This window comes from Candidatus Saccharibacteria bacterium, from assembly GCA_016699895.1.
Lineage (GTDB): Bacteria > Patescibacteriota > Saccharimonadia > Saccharimonadales > Saccharimonadaceae.
This window is the reverse complement of record CP064991.1, coordinates 91,339-109,670: the sequence shown is the minus strand read 5'-3', so window position 1 is coordinate 109,670 and position 18,332 is coordinate 91,339. Positions and strand designations below refer to the sequence as shown.

The following is an 18,332-nucleotide window of genomic DNA, read 5'->3' as shown; positions in this document are numbered from 1 at the left end:
ATATGGCTCCTTACCTGAATTAACTTTTAACGGAACAATTGTAGCAAATTTTTCAGGGATACGCAAGGGGTAATCAATGCCTATATTGCAGCGCTTCAGCCATGTCAGAGGTCTCGATAGATTCGTGATTGTTGAGATCCGCGATAGTGCGAGCAACTTTTATGATTTTGAAGTGGCTACGGGCTGAGAGGTTCAATTTTTCAGAGGCGGTTAGTAGCATACGTTTGGCTTCGTCGGTGAGGTGGGCGTATGTTTCAAGTTCCTTGTTGCTGAGGGCGGAGTTTGGCTTTGACTGACGTATCATCTGGGTTTTTCGGGCGCTAGCGATAGATTCTCGGAAAGTGCTAGTTCGATCGCTACGATCGGCAGCTCTATCTGTGAATAGCTCTTTGCGATCAATTCTCGCGACTGGGATCGTCATATCGATACGATCTAAGAGCGGGCCGCTGAGGCGTTTTTGGTAGTTCAAGATCATCTGCTGTGAGCAGGTGCAAGCTTTTTTGTCATCACCAAAATACCCACAAGGACAAGGATTCATTGTGGCGACGAGCATAAAGTGAGCAGGGTAGGAAACTTTGCCGCTAGCTCTGGAAATATGGACGACTCGGTCTTCAAGTGGCTGGCGTAAGGCTTCGAGTGAGGAGCGCGGGAACTCGGGGATTTCATCGAGGAACAAGACTCCGTTATGAGCTAGGGAGACTTCACCAGGCCGCACTTTGTTGCCACCACCTATGAGAGAAACGAATGAAGCGGTATGATGCGGCGACCTAAACGGTCTCTGATGTACTAGTTCCTCGATCGATTCTTCGGCTAGGGAATGAATCTTGGTTGATTCGATCATCTCCTCGCGACCTAGGCCGGGTAATAGTCCGGGTAGGGTTCTAGCCAGCATGGTTTTGCCGGCACCAGGAGACCCAGTGAACAACAAATTATGATGACCAGCGGCAGCTACAACGAGGGCTCGTTTGGCGGTTTCTTGGCCGCGAATTTCGTCAATCGACGGGTAGTTAGTGGCGAGACCCGAGCCTAAATTCGAGGTAGTGGGTGTGATAGTCTTTTCACCTAATAAATACATGATTGTATCTGTAAATGTAGTAACTCCGACAACATCTATACTATCAACGAGGGCTGCTTGGGCGGCATTTTGCTTTGGTAAAATAATTGTTCGACAGCCGGCTTTTTTGGCAGCCTCGGCAATGAGGATTGCACCACGTGTTTGGCGTAATTCGCCGTCCAGCGATAGCTCGCCAGCCACCATGATGCCGTCAATATCTTTCTGTTTTAGCTGCCCGCTACACACTAGAATACTAATCGCTATTGGCAGATCTAGGTGGGAGCCTTCCTTGGCAATGCTAGCTGGCGCGAGATTGATCGTGATACGTTTAGCGGGGAAGGTTAATCCAGAGTTGACAATGGCAGATCTGACTCGTTCGCGGCTCTCGGCTACGGCTTTATCAGCGAGACCGACGATGACGAAGGCGGGCAGGCCTTTCGTGATATCGCACTCAACGGTGACGGGCTGGCCGTCAAAGCCGATTGGCACAGCGGTGAGGACTCGCGCAATCATAAGCTTAATTATAGCAGTTTATCAGTAGTTTAGCTAATGCGCCAATGCTTTGACTAGTGGACGAGATATGATATAATAAAGGAGTTCGTGGGGCTGAATTAGCTTCGACGGATGGAATTTAACAGGTTAATTTGCGAGTAGTTGATTACTTACCATCAGAATAAGTGTAAAAACACGTTTACAAGCGTTTGCCGCTGACGTAAAGTCTTTCTTTGCGCCACAAGCTGCTTACGCGCTAGCCGCCTAATTATCAGGTAGCCATCGCTCTGCTGACGCGAAATAGGCAGAAGTGGTGTCATATTTATTTCGCTGTGCCACCGATAGTTTCTCATGGGCTGTCGGGGCGAGAACTTCCATGAGCTTGGCAGGATGATCTTTGTGGGTCTCCGTGCGTCCAGTCAAGAACCTTGAGATTCAATAGGCTTCGTAGATAATTAGCAGGTTACCATTCGGACCCGGCGGCAGTTGCCGGCAGCTCCACCAGATTTTATGTAATAATAGCTAGCCCTCCAAAAGGAGGGCTTTTTAATCAAAAAAACAATAAAAGAACGGTCACCTGCGAGAATTAGTGACCGTTCTATGGTTTAGGATAATGTTTGTTTTAGTTTGATATGTGCGCGGCTCGTGAATACATTTTTTATTCATGAACCACCTCTATAATAGCACACCAAAACGCTCATGTAAATAGGCATAATAAGGTATTTTTTACCACGTATTTTGCCTGTGGAAAACTTTGTATACGGCTACAGGCGCTATTTTTCGATCTTGACACCCCGATGGGGGGGGGGGGGTACAATTAAGACACTAATAGAAAGGATGGGCTAGTGAGGATGCGACGATCTAATGTAGGTAGGGGGTCAGGATTCACGATTATCGAAGTCGTCCTAGTTCTAGCCGTAGCCGGCCTAATATTCCTAACAGTCTTTCTAGCTCTACCGGCCCTACAGAAATCACAGCGAGACAATGCTAGGCGGCAGGATGTAGGTAGGGTGGTGGCGGGCGTACAGCAATACTTGACCGATAATGGCTCTACGCCCGCTACTGGTGCTCAGCTAAGTGGTTATACGGGGGACCTAGAGCAACTGAGCGTACTGGTGGAAAGCAACATGGCCAGTTGTTTGGCCTTGGGCCCATATCCGCAATATGCTTACGTGTCTAGGGGGTGTAAATGTAGCGATACTGGTGCGGGCGCGACTCCAGTGACTGGCGCTCGGTACGCTAACGTTCAGACGAGACTAGAAAATGGCGGCAGATACTGCAAAGATGTTTAGTTTTTGAGCGGCCTAAATTATATGTATGATTTGTTCGATTGATAAAATAACAACAGTAATTATGACATCATATGATATATAATTAACAACGTTTAACCTGATGGCAATTATGAAATGTATAAAATACAACAAAAATATAAACCATTTCTATTGACATAAGCGTTTCTATTTGCTACAATTTAGCCAGACTTTTGAAAATAAAAATTGTTAAAAAACTAACCATTAGTCGATTACAACATAAAAACAAAAGCCCGTACCTTATAAAAATTACTGACCGATTGTTACGTTGAGAAACCTAGTTTTTCCGTAACGATGCAATATAGGCGGTTGAAGCGAAAACGCAGCCCAATAAGACGTTTAATCCACAACCAGCAATGTTTTCGGCAGGAATGGTAGCGCCAGTTGGCGCGCGAAAAACTCTGACGAGTTGGACGCTTTGCGCCCTGATGTTACCTAACTGCTGAAAACCGCGTCGAGCGCACATTTCACCCTTTGAGCGAGATCAGCTCCGCGATATGCTCCGAAAGGAGCGGTCAGTGAATCAGGCCATTCCGGCCAAGCATTTACGACTCGCGCCCTGTTATATACATTTTGCGGCGGATGAGTATGTCGCTAAGACTTCGTAGTTTGGTCGGAAGGCCTCTTCTCCATATTTTATTGACGGGTAATGGATGCTCAAAGAGGGAGCTCTGGCCCGGATTTCCTGTTGCAGTAATGGTTATATGATAGAATGTAATAATGAAACAGCGATTATCAATTGTTGTCCTATCGGTAGCGGCGATATTGTCGATCTCTTGTTTGTATTTTTTATTGAACTTGTTTTCTCCTAGTAGTGCTGGTCCTCTAGGGGTTTTAGTGGTGTTTGCTAGTATTTACGTATTTAGTTTTTCGACATTGTCATTAGTTGCTAGGATGCTAGAGAGTATCAATAAAGCCCTGCGGCCACGGCGCCAGGTTGGTTCTCAGGTTCAGCGCGATAAGCAGCAGATTCACCAAAAGAGAACAAATCTAATAGCGGCCGTTTTGAGTCTAGCGCCAATTTTTCTAGTATCACTCAATTCTATCGGCGAACTGGGCTTTACTGATATATCTCTCATAATTATTATTGAGTCTTTGCTCATTTTTTATATATTTAAAAAGGTGTAACCAGTGTTAAAATGCCTATGGTTGTGCTATAATTTTTAGGTATGGATTCATCAAATAACATGGCTCCAGAGAGACAACAACCTCCTCGAGTGAATTATCCTAATGCGGCTCCAAATATGGGCGGTATGGCTGCTAATATGGCGCCGTCTATGCCAGAAATTGCCCCGACGATGCCAGAAGTTGGACCAATCGCTAGTCAGGAAATGCTGCCTAACCCCGAGCTCCAGACTGGTCCGGGCACTAGCAATCCGCAGCCCATATTACCTGATCCTACATTACCTGTAGCAGTACCAGTTCAGCAACCAGTTGCAGATGATAGCGTTGTAACTAATACAACTGTTACCTCAGCGCCAGCCGCGGCAGCAGACGAGGACTTGATTGAAAAAGAATGGGTCGATCAAGCGAAAAAAGTGATCAGCACCACGAAAGACAATCCACACGAGCAAGCCAGACTAGTGTCTGAACTGATGCGAGATTACGTTCGTAAACGATATGGTAAAGAGGTGGGAAAGGCGCCCGATAATCTCTAGGTTCGATGGAAGGCTTTATTGGAATCATTATAGTAGCGGCTATCGTTATAGCGGTTATTGTTGCCGTTATCACTATTGTTTTTATGCAGTCGCGTAAAAGTTTTCGCGAGCAAAAGAACTACGAACGCGGCCTAAAGATGGTGCCACTGATGATACACTTGCCGCCAGCTAGCGAAGATATTGATGCTGGCAGCCGCGATTCGCGCGACGTAGTTGACGAGACAGTATCTCAGGCGCAGACTATGTATAACGTTATTAGCTCGACGGCGACCAAAGGCTTTAAGAGTCGCTTTTATGGTCAGCGCCATATATCATTTGAGTTAGTGGCTCATAAAGGCTTGATTCGTTATTATGTCGTTGTGCCGATGGTGTTACTCGAGACGATTAAACAGGCTGTCTCGGCGGCTTATCCTACAGCGCGGCTCGAGGAAGTCGAAGCAGTTAATATCTTTAGTGATGTTGGCAAAATTAGCGGTACTATCGGCGGTGAATTTACGCTTAAAAAGCCGTACGAATTTCCGATTGCCACCTACCAAGAGAGCAAGCGTGACGCTATGCGCGCGCTACTGAACGCGCTATCGACCTCTAATCGTGAAGATGGTGTAGGTATTCAGGTCTTGATTCGTCCTGCGCCGGAGAGCTGGTCCAAACAGATCGAAAAGCGTGTCGAGAATATAAAAGCCGGAAAAAAGGGCGCTTCGAGTGGTAAGTCGGGTATGTTTGGCGACGGCTCGACCCTGTATTACTTTTCGCAGCTCTTAGAAGTCCTATGGAAACCGCCAGACACCAAGGCGGATGGCGAACCGACTACCAACGATAACAAGCCTCTGAGCGGCACTGATCAGACCAAGGTTGAAGCCATGGAGGAAAAGTCTCGCTACGCTGGCTATGAGGTGCTAGTACGCGTCGTAGCATCGTCATCGACGGCAGCGCGTTCGCAGGTGCTACTTAGCAATATCATAGCGGCTTTTGCTATGTTTGACTCTCCGACTAAAAACGGATTTACTTTTACGCCAACGCGTAATATTGAGCAATTCGTCACGTCATATATATTTAGGTTTTTCCCACCAGAGCTCAATAGCAATATCTTGAATACGGTTGAGCTAGCGACATTATTCCATTTACCAGATCAGAGTAACATTCCGTCTAGCCAGGTCGAGCGCCAAAAGAGCAAACAGGTCGATGGCCCAACTGAGGTACTAGATCAGGGCTTCTTGCTCGGCTACAATGTCTTTCGTGGGGTTAAAAAGCCGATTCGCCTCAACGATGTCGATCGTCGTCGACACGTCTATGTTATCGGTCAAACTGGTACCGGTAAATCTGGTTTGCAAAATAACCTGGCGCTCCAGGATATGCTAGACGGCAAAGGTTTCGCACTGGTAGATCCACACGGCGACCTAGCCGAGGAGCTGCTCGCGATGGTACCAAAAGAGCGGGTAGAAGACGTGATTTACTTTTCGCCGAGTGATCTCGATAATCCAATCGGACTGAACATTTTTGAGGCTAAATCAAAGGACGAACAAGATTTCCTGATTTCTGAGATGATTAGCATGCTCTATAGTTTGTATGATCCGGGACATACCGGCATTGTTGGCCCGCGTATGGAGAATATTGTGCGCTATGCAGCGTTGCTATTAATGGGCGATCCGCACAATCCAGCGACATTTATGGATATTCCAAAAACTTTGGTTGATCCAGAGTTTGCCAAGTCGAAACTGCCGTACGTGACCGACCAGAACGTGCTTGATTTCTGGACCAAGGAATGGCCGAATGCTCAGCGCTCGAACGATGCTGGTGAGGTGACATCGTGGGTGGTTAGTAAATGGGCGCCGTTTATGACGCCGGCAATCCGTAACATTTTGGGTCAGACCAAGAGCGGCTTCGACCTTCGCGACATTATGGATAACAAGAAAATCCTGCTCGTCAACCTTAGTAAAGGTAAGCTCGGTGAAAAGAACGCCCAGCTGCTGGGTATGATATTCGTCATGAAATTCCAGCAGGCGGCTATGAGCCGAGCTAACATCCCAGAGGAAGATCGTGTCGATTTCACTCTCTACGTAGACGAGTTCCAGAACTTTGCGACTGATAGCTTTGAGTCGATCCTGTCTGAGGCTCGAAAATACCGATTGTCGCTGATCGTGGCTAACCAGTTTATGACGCAGCTAACCGACAAGATCCGCGAGGCTATTATCGGTAACGTTGGTACGGTGATCTGCGGTCGTATCGGTACAACCGATGCTGAATTGATGGTAAAGAAGTTCCAGCCGACCTTTACGGCTGAGGATCTGATGAAGATGCCTAACTATACCTCAGTCACGTCTGTGCTAATCCGCGGCGTACCATCATCGCCATTCTCGATGGACTGGATACCGCCGATGGGTCATCCTAATCAGCAACTAGCTGATGCCTTGAAACGACTATCGGCTGCTAAATATGGTCGTGATAGGGCGACAGTTGAAGCGGAGATTACGAGGCGTCTCCAGTCAGCAGACATTGCCAAAGAGGAGGACAAGAAGCGCCGCCTCGAAGCTATGCGCAACTCATCAATTCCGATGCCCGGTAACAAGCTAGGCGGCAACCAGAGCGCTCCGCAGGGCGTCAGTAGCAATATTAGCAATAACTCTGTCAACACGCCCGCTGTGGGTGGATCGCCTACTGCAGCCGCTCCTGGAGCGTCTAGCGGCGGCGCAGGCTCGTCGTTCCTAGACAGTTGGCTGTCTAAACGCCAACAGATGAAGCCTACGGCTCCGGTTGCATCTGTTGCGACAGATTTGACACCAGAACCAGAGTCAACACTAGAATCAACGCCGGCTCCAGTGGCACCTGTCGTCCAAGATATTACTCCATCGCAAAATGACGGCGAGACAACATCTACCCAGCCAGAGCCAGTAGCACCCGTTGAACTTGCGCCTGAACCGTCAGTTACGCTTGCGGAGAAGCCGGCTGACGATCTAGTGATAGGTAGGAAATCGAGCAGTAGTGACGACGATCTTGACGGCGAGGCGGCGCTTGAAGCCGAGATATCGCGCGAGCTTCGCATAGCCAAGAGCCAAGCTATTAGTGAAATGCAAGAGAAAACTATCATTCAACAGGACAGCAAAGCGGCTGCGAATGCTGGCGAGCTGAGACTGAAAGGTGATAGTTCAGACGAGATATTTATCGACCTCCAGGGTAATATCCATAATAGTTCTCATTAATGAAACTAGTCTCACTACTAAAAAAACTCGCCCAAACGAGAGGGCGAGTTTTTAGGTAGGCTCTATTTATCTAGGCTGGGCCAGCTTTTTTACCGAGCAGGGCAACGCGTACCCAATCAATGATCAGACCGATCAACCAACCTAGGATAAAGGTGGCGATCCACTCGCTACCGGATAGTCTGTAGCCGTAATGATCGGCAATGACGTAGACGACGGAGGTGATGACAAGGGCGGCGATGCTACCAGCTAGTAGGGCAGCTGGACGCGCCACGGTAGCACCAGCGACGTCGCTCGTTTTCTCGATAACTGGGTTATGGATCACTTTGCTAAAAGTTTTTTCAGCTGGATTCATATTCTTCTGTATAGACTTCAGAGTCTTTTTATACTCAGTCTTTTTCTGTGATTTAGTAGCCTTTTTGATCGGCTGGGCTGCCGGGATTGACTGTCGTGGCTGAGTTGCGACATTGCCTTTCTTGCCACCGACAGACTCAAACGCAGCTTCGACTTCGTGTTGGGCGTTCTCGCGCTTTTCGGCCCGATTTTCTCCCGATCGTTCTTTCTCTAGTCGACTACGTAGCGCTTCGGCATGCTTGTCGGCATTGTCACTGAGTGTATTCAAATTCTCGATTTGATTGCCGCTCAGTTTTTCATTATCAGCCATTATCTTATCCCTCCCTTAAATCTTTATACTAGCCTTATAATGTCCCTGCGTTAAACTCACGTCGTACCAATCGAACCTCTTTGCCGAGCTGGCGAGAACGAGCGTAGAAGAACACCACAACTGCTGCTACGATGCCGCCAAATAGTAGGTTGTCACCAGCGCCTGTAGCAGGTAGTTGTTTAACGATAGTTTGTTCGACAACTTCCTTGACAACAGGGCAGTTGACAGGTACGCTGACTACGCCGTCGTTGTCTTCGCTAACGGTGTTGGTCATGACACAGTCATATGATTCAGGAGTACCGTGGTTCTGTGCGGTAGATGGCACAGGGTTATTAACAGTTACCACGAAGGTGCGAGTCGTGCTAGCGCCACCTTCGACACTAATCTCGCCCCACGATAGGGTTTGCGTAGCTTCGTCAAAGTCTGCGCCGCCAGCATCGGTCAAGGTGGCATATTCTAGGGTGTCGACGAGGATATCATCGAGGGTTACAGATCCAGCTACTTTACCGTAGTTGGTGATTGTAACGGTGTAGGCGATAACGTCGCCACCGTTAGCTGTGACGGTCGTAGCATCTTTGTCGCCCTGCGTCTTGTTGACTGCGCTTTTGACCAGGTCAATCTCTGGTGTGCAGCCTTCTAGGTCGGGGTTAGTCTCGCAGTTAGGTACACAGTTCTCATCGCCAGCTGGTAGTTCTGGGTTGTATTCGCACTTGTCAACAGGTGGAATGGTGATGACCTTTTCGCAGTTTGTCGAGGTCTTGTCTCCGACAGATGTGTGCACAGTGAGGATAGCGGTGTAGGTGACGGTGTTAGTCAGGCTGGTGTTATCTGGTAGATCAACCGTCCACGTGTCTTCGGCGATTTTGCCAGATTGCTTGACGACTTTGCCGTTTGCGTCTTTGATGACGTAGCTATAGCCGCTGACGGTTGCGCCGTCAACTACCGAGGCGGTAGCGTTGAGCTTGTACTGAGTCCTAGATAGGGTCTCTACGCTGAGTAGCTTACACTCGGCAGACGGGTTAGCGTTGTCCGTCACTGTAAATGAGGCGTTACAAGCGTCTGAAGTCTTGGCGCCGATACTAGTATCGACTGAAACCTTAGCAGCGTAGCTGCCGGTTTTCTCTGGGGTTAATGACCAGGTGCTCGTGGTTGCAGATGTCGTAGAGCTCCATGAGTAGCTAGCAGCTCCAGTGGCAGTGAAATTATATTTCTGGATTGTAGCTCCGTCAGAAGCCGAGGCTTTGGCGGTAATCTTAAAGGTAGTGCCTTTTTTGCCACTAGCTGGGACGACTGTTAGATCTTCACAAACTGCCTTGGGGGTGACTTTTTCCTTGACCACGACCTGAGCGTTGCAACCGTTAGAGGTCAATCCACTGCCGGCGTTGCTGGTATCAACGCTAACTGAGAATTTATAGGTACCGGCTTTTGCTAACGTTCGATTCCAAGTGGCAGATGTAGCACTCGTTTTGACTGAGGTGTTAGCCGTTTCTGGACCGCTCTGGGCGAAATTATATTTTGTAATATCCGCACCATCACTAGTAGAAGCTTTGGCGGTGAGTACGATAGAGTCACCGGCGGTAATCTCAGTTTTTGAGGCTACGAGGCTAACGCATTTAGCACTAGGATTGGTTAGTTTCTTGAGCGCGAGGTTACCACAGTTAACGAGAATGATAAAGTCTCTATCGCCAGATTTGCCTTTCCAGCCGTACTGACCGTTGTCAATATTATTCTTGTGATTCCATTTGCGAGCCCAGAGGTCACCGGCTACCTGATCAGAGAAGTTCTTGTCACCACCAAAGCGTTTTTGGTGACCAAAGGTATACCAGTCTTTGTAGGTGCTGGTACTCCTGAACGAAGCGCTACCGTCGAGGGCGCTCCATAGCGCAGTTTTAGTGATGCCAAAATAGGTCATGACATCTTTGAAGTGCCTCGTGTTGTTATTGTAGCAAGCTTTGACTTTGCTAACACCGGCGGCATTAGCGGTGACGCCAGGACACATATCATTGCCATCGGCAGCATTAGCTGATTCTGGCGGGTTGAATACCGCAACACTCTGTATCACTAGAGCGAAAGCTGTAAAAATCAATCCAAGGCGACGGATTGCTTCTTCTTTCTTTAGGCGCCTAGCATAAAACCCAAGCTGCCCGACGAGCGATGGGCTGAATGGTAGATTTGACACGAGTTTCTTGAACATATATATTCTCTTTATCTGTTAAGTTACCTAATGTGTCAATTTTAGCATAAACTTATTGTTCAATACAATAGCTACAGAGTGTGACTTTTCCACAGCTGTAATATAAATTTATGAGGCTATAAAATTTGTATTCAGAATATACAAAGAAGCAGAGAATATACGTTCCTTGACCCGTGGCGGCGCTACGTGTATAATATTAGGGTTGAAATTGAGCAGAAGAGGGGATTAATGGCTAAACAAACAGCTGATAGTTATGATGCCAGTCAGATTCAAGTGCTTGAGGGGCTGGAACCGGTGCGCAAGCGCCCCGGTATGTATATTGGTTCGACCGGGTATGACGGCGTTCACCATCTGATAAAAGAAATAGCCGATAACTGTATCGACGAAGCCATCGCCGGCTATGGCACGATGGTTACAATCGAATTGCTAGAGGATGGCGGTTGTCGCGTAACCGATAACGGCCGAGGTATTCCAGTTGATGTTCATCCGAAAACAGGAAAGTCTACACTCGAGACTGTTTTAACAGTGTTGCACGCTGGCGGTAAGTTCGGCGGCGGTGGTTACAAAGTTTCCTCCGGTTTGCACGGTGTTGGCTCGAGCGTGGTGAATGCACTATCTACTAAATTTGTCGCAGAGGTTTCTCACGGCGGTGAGCTCTATCAGATTGAGTTCGCTGAGGGCAAGCCGCTCAGCGAACTAAAAAACCTAGGTAAAACAGACATGCCGCGCGGTACGAGGATCACTTTTTATCCCGATACCAAGATATTCAAGGAGTTTACCAAGTTCGATTACAGTTGGGTGCTCGATTACTTGCGTCATCAAGCGTATCTGACGAAAGGCGTTCGAGCTAAAGTGTACGATTATCGTACAGGCGACAGATATGAATTTTATTTTGATGGCGGTATCAAATCCTACGTGAAACATCTGAACTTTGGTAAAGACGTGCTCGAAGACGAAATATTCTATGTTGAAAAGCAGGTCGAAGACAGCATGGTTGAAATCGCTATGCAATATAATGATAGCTACACCGAGAACGTTATGGCATTTGCCAACAACGTCTATAACCCAGAGGGCGGCATGCATTTAGTTGGCTTTCGTTCAGCCATGACCAGGGTTATTAATGACTACGCGCGCAAAAACGGCCTATTAAAGGAAAAAGAGGATAACCTCACCGGTGATGATATTCGTGAAGGTCAAACGGCGGTTATTTTAGTTAAATTGCCAGACCCTCAGTTCGAGGGTCAGACCAAGAACAAGCTGGGAAACCCCGAGGTACGACGCTACGTCGAGAGCGTGACCAACGAATATTACTCGTATTATCTAGAGGAGCATCCAGCGGCGGCGAAAAAGATCATCGGCAAAGCGATTTTAGCAGCTCGCGCCCGCAAGGCGGCCCGTGCAGCTCGCGAAAACGTCATCAGAAAAGGTGTTTTGGAGGGCTCATCGCTCCCAGGTAAGCTAGCTGACTGCTCTAGTCGTAATCCAGATGAGTGCGAGCTGTATATCGTAGAGGGCGACTCGGCTGGGGGTAGCGCCAAGGTGGGTCGCGATAGCCGAACGCAGGCCATCCTGCCACTGCGCGGTAAGGTGCTCAACACCGAGCGAGCTCGTCTCGACCGCATGTTAAATAACAATGAAATCGTTTCTCTCATCAAGGGTCTCGGTGTTGGCATCGGCGACCAGTTTGACATCAAAGGCCTCAGATACAATCGAATCATTATCATGACCGATGCCGATGTTGACGGATCTCATATTGCTACACTGCTACTAACCTTCTTTTTCCGCTATATGACAGAGGTGATCGAGAGCGGGCACATCTATCTAGCGAAACCGCCACTGTTCGAGTTGACCAGGTCGGGTAACAAGGAGAGCGATTTCATCTACGATGAACCAGATCTCGACGTTTTGCTGGATAAACAGATAGCTGCTCGCAAAACCAATGGCACCAAGGTTGATGGAGCCGCAGAGCGATTCAAACAAGCCGGCTATACTGATCAGAAACGTTACAAAGGTTTGGGTGAAATGGATGCGACACAGCTCTGGGAGACAACTATGAACCCGGAAAAGCGGGTCCTGATCCAGGTGAAAGTGGCTGACGCCGAGAAAGCTGACGCTATTTTCAACAAGCTGATGGGTGACGAAGTAGAGCTACGCAAGAGCTTTATTCAGGCGCGTGCCAAAGATGTTAATCTCGATGATTTGGATGTGTAGGAGGATATATGGCTGATAATGATGATAAAATTACAACGAATAATGAGTCTGACGATAGCAATATGAACGATCATATTAATGAGTCTACCGAAGTTAACGATGTTGATACTACAACAGATAATCAAGGCAAGGAAGCCATTCGTGGCGAAGTGGTGAGTCTCAAGGAAGACCACTCTAGGCTCGTTGAACTGCGCACGGTTGAGGATGTGATGGAGAATAGCTTCTTGCGCTATTCCATGTCTGTTATTATTGATCGCGCTCTGCCTGATGTCCGAGATGGACTAAAACCGGTTCATCGCCGTATTCTCTATACGATGGAGAAAAATGGCTGGCGCCCTGGTACAAAGTTTGTGAAGTCGGCGCGTATCGTCGGTGACGTCATGGGTAAGTATCACCCGCATGGCGACAGTGCTATCTATGACGCTATGGTGCGTTTGGCGCAGAACTGGACGATGCGTTATTGTCTCGTCGAGGGCCAGGGTAACTTTGGTTCGATGGACGGTGATCCACCAGCTGCCAACCGCTACACTGAAGCTCGTATGCACAAGGTAGGCGCGGAGCTACTAGTCGATTTAGACAAGGAGACAGTAGATTTCCGCGATAACTACGACGGTACACTGAAGGAACCAACGGTACTACCGGCTAAACTGCCGCAATTACTGCTAAACGGACAAATGGGTATTGCTGTTGGTATGGCGACTAACATACCAACACACAATTTGAGCGAACTATGTGACGCAATCGTTCATTTGATAGATAATGGTGTAGATAATACAACAACCGAAGATTTACTGACCTACGTCAAAGGTCCAGATTTCCCAACCGGCGGTATTGTTTATGGCGGTGCACCGATGAAACAAGCCTACTTAACGGGCCGAGGTAGCGTCGTTATTCGCGCCGTAGCCGAAATTGAAGAAGGCAGAAAAGGTCGGCATCAAATTGTCGTCACTGAGATTCCTTATGGTGTAAATAAAGCAACACTCCAGGAACGAATGGCTGATTTGGTGAATGAAAAGAAGATTGGCTCTATCTATGACATCCGTGATGAATCAGCACGTGGCAATGTTCGCCTAGTGATTGAGCTGAAAAAAGATGCCTATCCAAAAAAGATCTTGAATCAACTATTCAAAATGACGTCTTTGCAGACCAGCTTCCATTACAACATGCTAGCACTAGTGGACGGTATCCAGCCGCGCATTCTGGGGCTTAAAGATATCTTGACCGAATATCTCAAGCACCGTGAAATCGTGGTCCGTCGCCGCACCGAATATGAGCTCAAGAAAGCCCGTGAACGCGCTCATATCCTAGAAGGTCTCAAGATTGCCCTCGATAATATCGATGCCGTAATCGCCCTAATCCGAGCTAGCAAGTCATACGAAGAGGCGCGCGATGGACTGATGAAACAGTTCAAGCTCAGTGAAATCCAAGCTCAGGCAATTCTCGCGATGCAGTTACGCAAACTAACTGGCCTGGAGCGACAAGCTATCGAGGACGAACTAAAAGAGTTACATAAATTGATCAAAGAGCTAGAAAGTATTTTGGCGGACGAGCAAAAAATCCTAGCTATCATCCGCGAAGAGCTGCTAGAGATGAAAGAAAAATACGGCGACGATCGACGCACGCAAATCATCAATCATGAAATCGGTAAAATGAGCGAAGAGGACGTTATTCCAGAGGAAAACGTTGTAATTTTGTTAACGACAGAGAACTACATCAAGCGCACTTTGGTGAGCGACTACCGTCGTCAAAATCGTGGCGGCAAAGGCAAACGCGGCGTTACGACGAAAGAGGCCGATATCGTCGACCAGCTCATTACGTGTAATACACACGACTTCCTATCGTTCTTCACCAACAAGGGTCGAGTTTTCCGACTGCGAGCTTATGAAGTTCCAGCCGCATCATTGCAGGCCAAGGGCGTCGCGGCAGTTAACTTGCTCCAGCTCCAACCCGATGAGAAAATTACATCAATTATCAAATCTGAAAAAGATGCAAACGACGACGGCTACCTATTTATGACGACAGTCAATGGCACTGTCAAGAAGACAGCCGTCAAAGATTACGCCAATATTAGGCAAACTGGCTTGATCGCCATCAAGCTAGACGAAGGCGATGAACTACGCTGGGTAAAACGATCGAGTGGCAAAGAAGATATTGTAATATCTACATCATTTGGTCAGGCGATTCGATTTAACGAGCAAGATGCTCGACCTATGGGACGATCAGCACGTGGTGTGCGTGGCATTAGATTGCGTCCAGGTGATAGTGTCGTTGGCATGGATCTGGCCGAAGAGGGTAAGAATCTACTGCTGCTCAGCGAAAATGGCTATGGAAAGATGACAAAAGTTGCTAACTTTCCATCGCATCGCCGAGGAGGTATTGGTATCAAAGCTGCTGTTGTGAGCGGCAAGACTGGTAATTTGATTACGGTCAAAGCTCTCGATACTGATGCGAGCGAGATCATTGCTATATCGGCAGGTGGTCAAACGATCAGGGTCGCGCTAAAAGATATTCCGTTACTCGGCAGGGCGACTCAGGGAGTTCGTATTATGCGACTAGCCGATAGTGACAGCGTGGCTTCGGTCGGCTTGATTCCGGAACAGACCAAGGAGCTCAGCGATGATGAATCAACAGAGGTTGAATCGTCATGATACATACGGATATGAGTGCCATATTTTCGCCATACATAATAGCATTTGTAGCGGCCTATTTACTGACCGAAGGCATAAAGATAGTTGGCATTATAATAAAAACTCGAGCGTTCCGTTGGCGCGAATTCTTTAAATCTGGCGGTATGCCGAGCTCGCACAGCGCCAATGTCACGGCATTAGCAGTTACGGTCGGTATGTTGAACGGCTTTGGATCTGCCCTGTTCGGGATAGCGGCTGGGTTTGCTGCTATTGTCATGTACGACGCGATGAATGTGCGTAGAGCAGTAGGCGAACAAGGCACGGTTCTGCGTAAGATCATCGAGCGCGATGCTAAATTAGAACTAGAAGTCAGCGAGCTTTTGAGAAAGAAGCCCGCAGATAAATTACGAAAACCCTACTTTACCAGAGGACATCGTGGCATAGAGGTCGCTGTCGGCGGTATTATAGGAGCCGTTATTGGCTGGGTCGTCGCTGTGCTATCGGTATAAAATAATAACATGAAAATTACCTGAAGCGTATTGCTTATTTTTCGGCAAGCGCGTACAATAGGGTTGTAGATTGAGCAAAAAATTATCCAGAGAGGGAGGGTAGTATGGATGATCAAACAGTGAATAATCAATCTCCAGTTAAAGTCTACAGTGAGATTGGTACATTAAAAACCGTGATCTTGCATAGACCAGGAGCAGAGCTGGAGAACCTAACGCCAGACACACTGACAGAGCTTTTATTTGATGATATTCCTTACCTCAAAGTAGCTCAAGAAGAGCATGATAAGTTCGCAGCACTTTTGCGTGGACGAGGAGTTGATGTGCTTTATTATGATCAATTAGCTGCAGGTGCTTTATCTGACCAAGCGATCAAAGAAGAATTTGTCCGTGACATGTTACATGGCTCCAAGCAATCTGATCGGCGGATTTCAGATGCGCTACGTAACTACCTGTTATCTATGGATACGCAACAGATGGTATCTAAAATCATGGCTGGTGTTCGTAAGGACGAAGTAAAGATTGCTACCGAAAACTCAACTTCGTTAGAAGAAATGGTTTCAGCAGATAGCGACTATCCGTTTTATCTGAACCCAATGCCTAATTTATATTTTTCTCGCGATTACGCGGCGGCAATTGGCAACGGTATGACGGTTAACCACATGCATTTTCCAGCTAGGCGTCGTGAGAGTTTGTTTATGAAATATATCCTGCGTCACAACCCACGATTCTCGAGTGCTAACGTGCCTGTATGGTATGATCGCGACAATCGCTGGTCTGTGGAGGGTGGTGATGAACAGATCTGGAATAATGAAACGTTTGCGATCGGTTTGAGCCAACGCACCGAGCCGGGGGCGGTAGAAAAAATAGCTGCTAGGCTTTTGGAGGATGGCGGGTTCAAACGCGTCGTGGCGCTCGAGATTCCAAAATCACATGCTTTGATGCACCTCGATACAGTTCTCACTATGGTTGATTACAATAAGTTCACCGTCTTTCCCGGTATTATGGACCGACTAGGCAAGATGAATATCTTTATATTGACACGCCGCGATGACGGATCGTTGCGTGTCGAGCATCGTGAGAATTTGCTCGACGTTATGCGTGAAGTCCTCGGTCGTAACGATATCGATTTACTACCGACCGGTGGTCATGATCAAATTGCTAGTGAGCGCGAACAATGGAATGATGGCAGTAATACGCTAGCAATTGCACCAGGCGTTGTTGTTACCTATGATCGCAATTACGTTTCTAATAATCTGATGCGCCAACACGGACTGGAAGTGCTCGAGATTCCAGGTGCAGAGCTTGGTCGAGGACGCGGCGGTCCACGTTGTATGAGCATGCCACTATGGCGGGAGGATATATAACATGGCACTTAACTTACGAGGCCGATCACTGTTGACGCTAGAAGATTATAGCAAGGAAGAGATTGAGTTGTTGCTAGCAACCGCCAAAGAGTACAAACAAATGAAGCAGGCCGGTATTCCGCACGCGACACTAAATGGCAAGTCAATCGCACTATTGTTTGAAAAAACGTCTACGCGCACGCGGTGTGCTTTTGAGGTTGCAGCCACTGATTTAGGTATACATCCAACTTATCTAGGTCAAGGCGATACCCAGTTTGGCAAAAAGGAATCTACAGAAGATACAGCGAGAGTTTTGGGGCGCATGTTTGATGGCATAGAGTTCCGAGGCTATGCTCATGAGACGGTGGTGGACTTGGCTAAATACAGCGGCATACCAGTTTGGAATGGCTTAACAGATTTCTTTCATCCGACGCAGGTCTTGGCAGATTTCCTGACTATCGAGGAATACGTGAAGCCTTTGCATAAAACGAGAATGGTGTATGTTGGGGATGGCCGAAATAACACAGCGAACAGCCTAATGATTGGTGCCAGTAAAGTCGGCATGGACTTTACTATTATCAGCCCTGCTGGACTACGCCCTGGTGAAGATCTAGTTCAAAGGGCTCAAAGTTTTGCCGTGGAATCCAGTGCCAAGATTAGCTTTAGTGACGATTTATTGTCATCTGTTGAAGGTGCTGATGTAATTTATACAGATGTCTGGGTTTCGATGGGTGAGGAAGATAAATTTGCTGAACGAATTGAGATGCTTAGGAATTACCAAGTAAACCAAAGAGTCATAGAGGCTACACACAACCCAGATGTTAAGTTCTTGCACTGCCTACCAGCATTCCATGACGTTAATACGGTTATTGGTGCGGATATTCATAACAAGTTCGGCTTGGATGCTATGGAAGTTAGCGACGAGATATTTCGAGGACCTCACTCTTTAGTATTTGAGCTATCTGAAAATCGAATGCATACGATCAAAGCGTTGATAGCACTAACTTTGTAGTTAAAGGAGGCTTAACGATAAATTTACAGATATGGTCATTGTATAATTCACAACAATATAATGA

General features: G+C 47.5%; 11 protein-coding genes. 8 read left to right on the top strand and 3 right to left on the bottom strand.

All coding sequences use genetic code 11. From position 1 onward, the window contains the following. Window positions 1–73: 73 nt before the first annotated feature. Complete coding sequence (locus IPL44_00555) at window positions 74–1,567, bottom strand: YifB family Mg chelatase-like AAA ATPase (GenBank protein QQS17535.1); 1,494 nt, start codon at window positions 1,565–1,567, stop codon at window positions 74–76. A gap of 2,009 nt (window positions 1,568–3,576) precedes the next feature. Here IPL44_00555 and IPL44_00550 point away from each other — a divergent pair. The 3 genes from IPL44_00550 to IPL44_00540 are packed head-to-tail and all read left to right on the top strand — an operon-like array spanning window position 3,577 to window position 7,711. Then, window positions 3,577–3,984, top strand: coding sequence for a hypothetical protein (locus IPL44_00550; GenBank protein ID QQS17534.1), 408 nt, complete (start codon window positions 3,577–3,579; stop codon window positions 3,982–3,984). A 41-nt stretch (window positions 3,985–4,025) separates the two neighbouring features. Next, complete coding sequence (locus IPL44_00545) at window positions 4,026–4,514, top strand: hypothetical protein (protein QQS17533.1); 489 nt, start codon at window positions 4,026–4,028, stop codon at window positions 4,512–4,514. 5 nt (window positions 4,515–4,519) lie between these two features. Then, entirely contained in the window at window positions 4,520–7,711 is a 3,192-nt protein-coding gene (locus tag IPL44_00540) for a TraM recognition domain-containing protein (protein QQS17532.1), read from the top strand. 70 nt (window positions 7,712–7,781) lie between these two features. Here IPL44_00540 and IPL44_00535 read toward each other — a convergent pair whose 3' ends face one another. Beyond that, a complete protein-coding gene (locus IPL44_00535; protein QQS17531.1) occupies window positions 7,782–8,372 on the bottom strand; it encodes a hypothetical protein in 591 nt (196 codons plus the stop codon). 34 nt (window positions 8,373–8,406) lie between these two features. Next, window positions 8,407–10,566: a DUF11 domain-containing protein gene (locus IPL44_00530; protein QQS17530.1), complete on the bottom strand. Its 2,160-nt coding sequence runs from the start codon at window positions 10,564–10,566 to the stop codon at window positions 8,407–8,409. Window positions 10,567–10,794: 228 nt separating this feature from the next. Between IPL44_00530 and gyrB the strand changes: the two genes are divergently transcribed. The 5 genes from gyrB to argF all read left to right on the top strand — a co-directional run bounded on the left by gyrB (window position 10,795) and on the right by argF (window position 18,268). Then, window positions 10,795–12,777, top strand: a complete 1,983-nt coding sequence (gyrB, locus tag IPL44_00525; protein QQS17529.1) for a DNA topoisomerase (ATP-hydrolyzing) subunit B — start codon at window positions 10,795–10,797, stop codon at window positions 12,775–12,777. Between the two features lie 62 nt (window positions 12,778–12,839). Beyond that, on the top strand, window positions 12,840–15,425 hold the full coding sequence (gene gyrA / locus IPL44_00520; protein ID QQS17787.1) for a DNA gyrase subunit A: 2,586 nt from the start codon (window positions 12,840–12,842) through the stop codon (window positions 15,423–15,425). After that, a complete protein-coding gene (locus IPL44_00515) occupies window positions 15,422–15,913 on the top strand; it encodes a divergent PAP2 family protein (GenBank protein QQS17528.1) in 492 nt (163 codons plus the stop codon). Before gyrA ends, IPL44_00515 begins: the two co-directional genes overlap by 4 nt. A 104-nt stretch (window positions 15,914–16,017) precedes the next feature. Next, window positions 16,018–17,277 (top strand): arginine deiminase, encoded by a 1,260-nt coding sequence (gene arcA, locus IPL44_00510; GenBank protein ID QQS17527.1) that lies wholly within the window; start codon window positions 16,018–16,020, stop codon window positions 17,275–17,277. Between the two features lies 1 nt (window position 17,278). Next, window positions 17,279–18,268: an ornithine carbamoyltransferase gene (gene argF, locus IPL44_00505; GenBank protein QQS17526.1), complete on the top strand. Its 990-nt coding sequence runs from the start codon at window positions 17,279–17,281 to the stop codon at window positions 18,266–18,268. The last annotated feature ends 64 nt before the right edge of the window (window positions 18,269–18,332 follow it).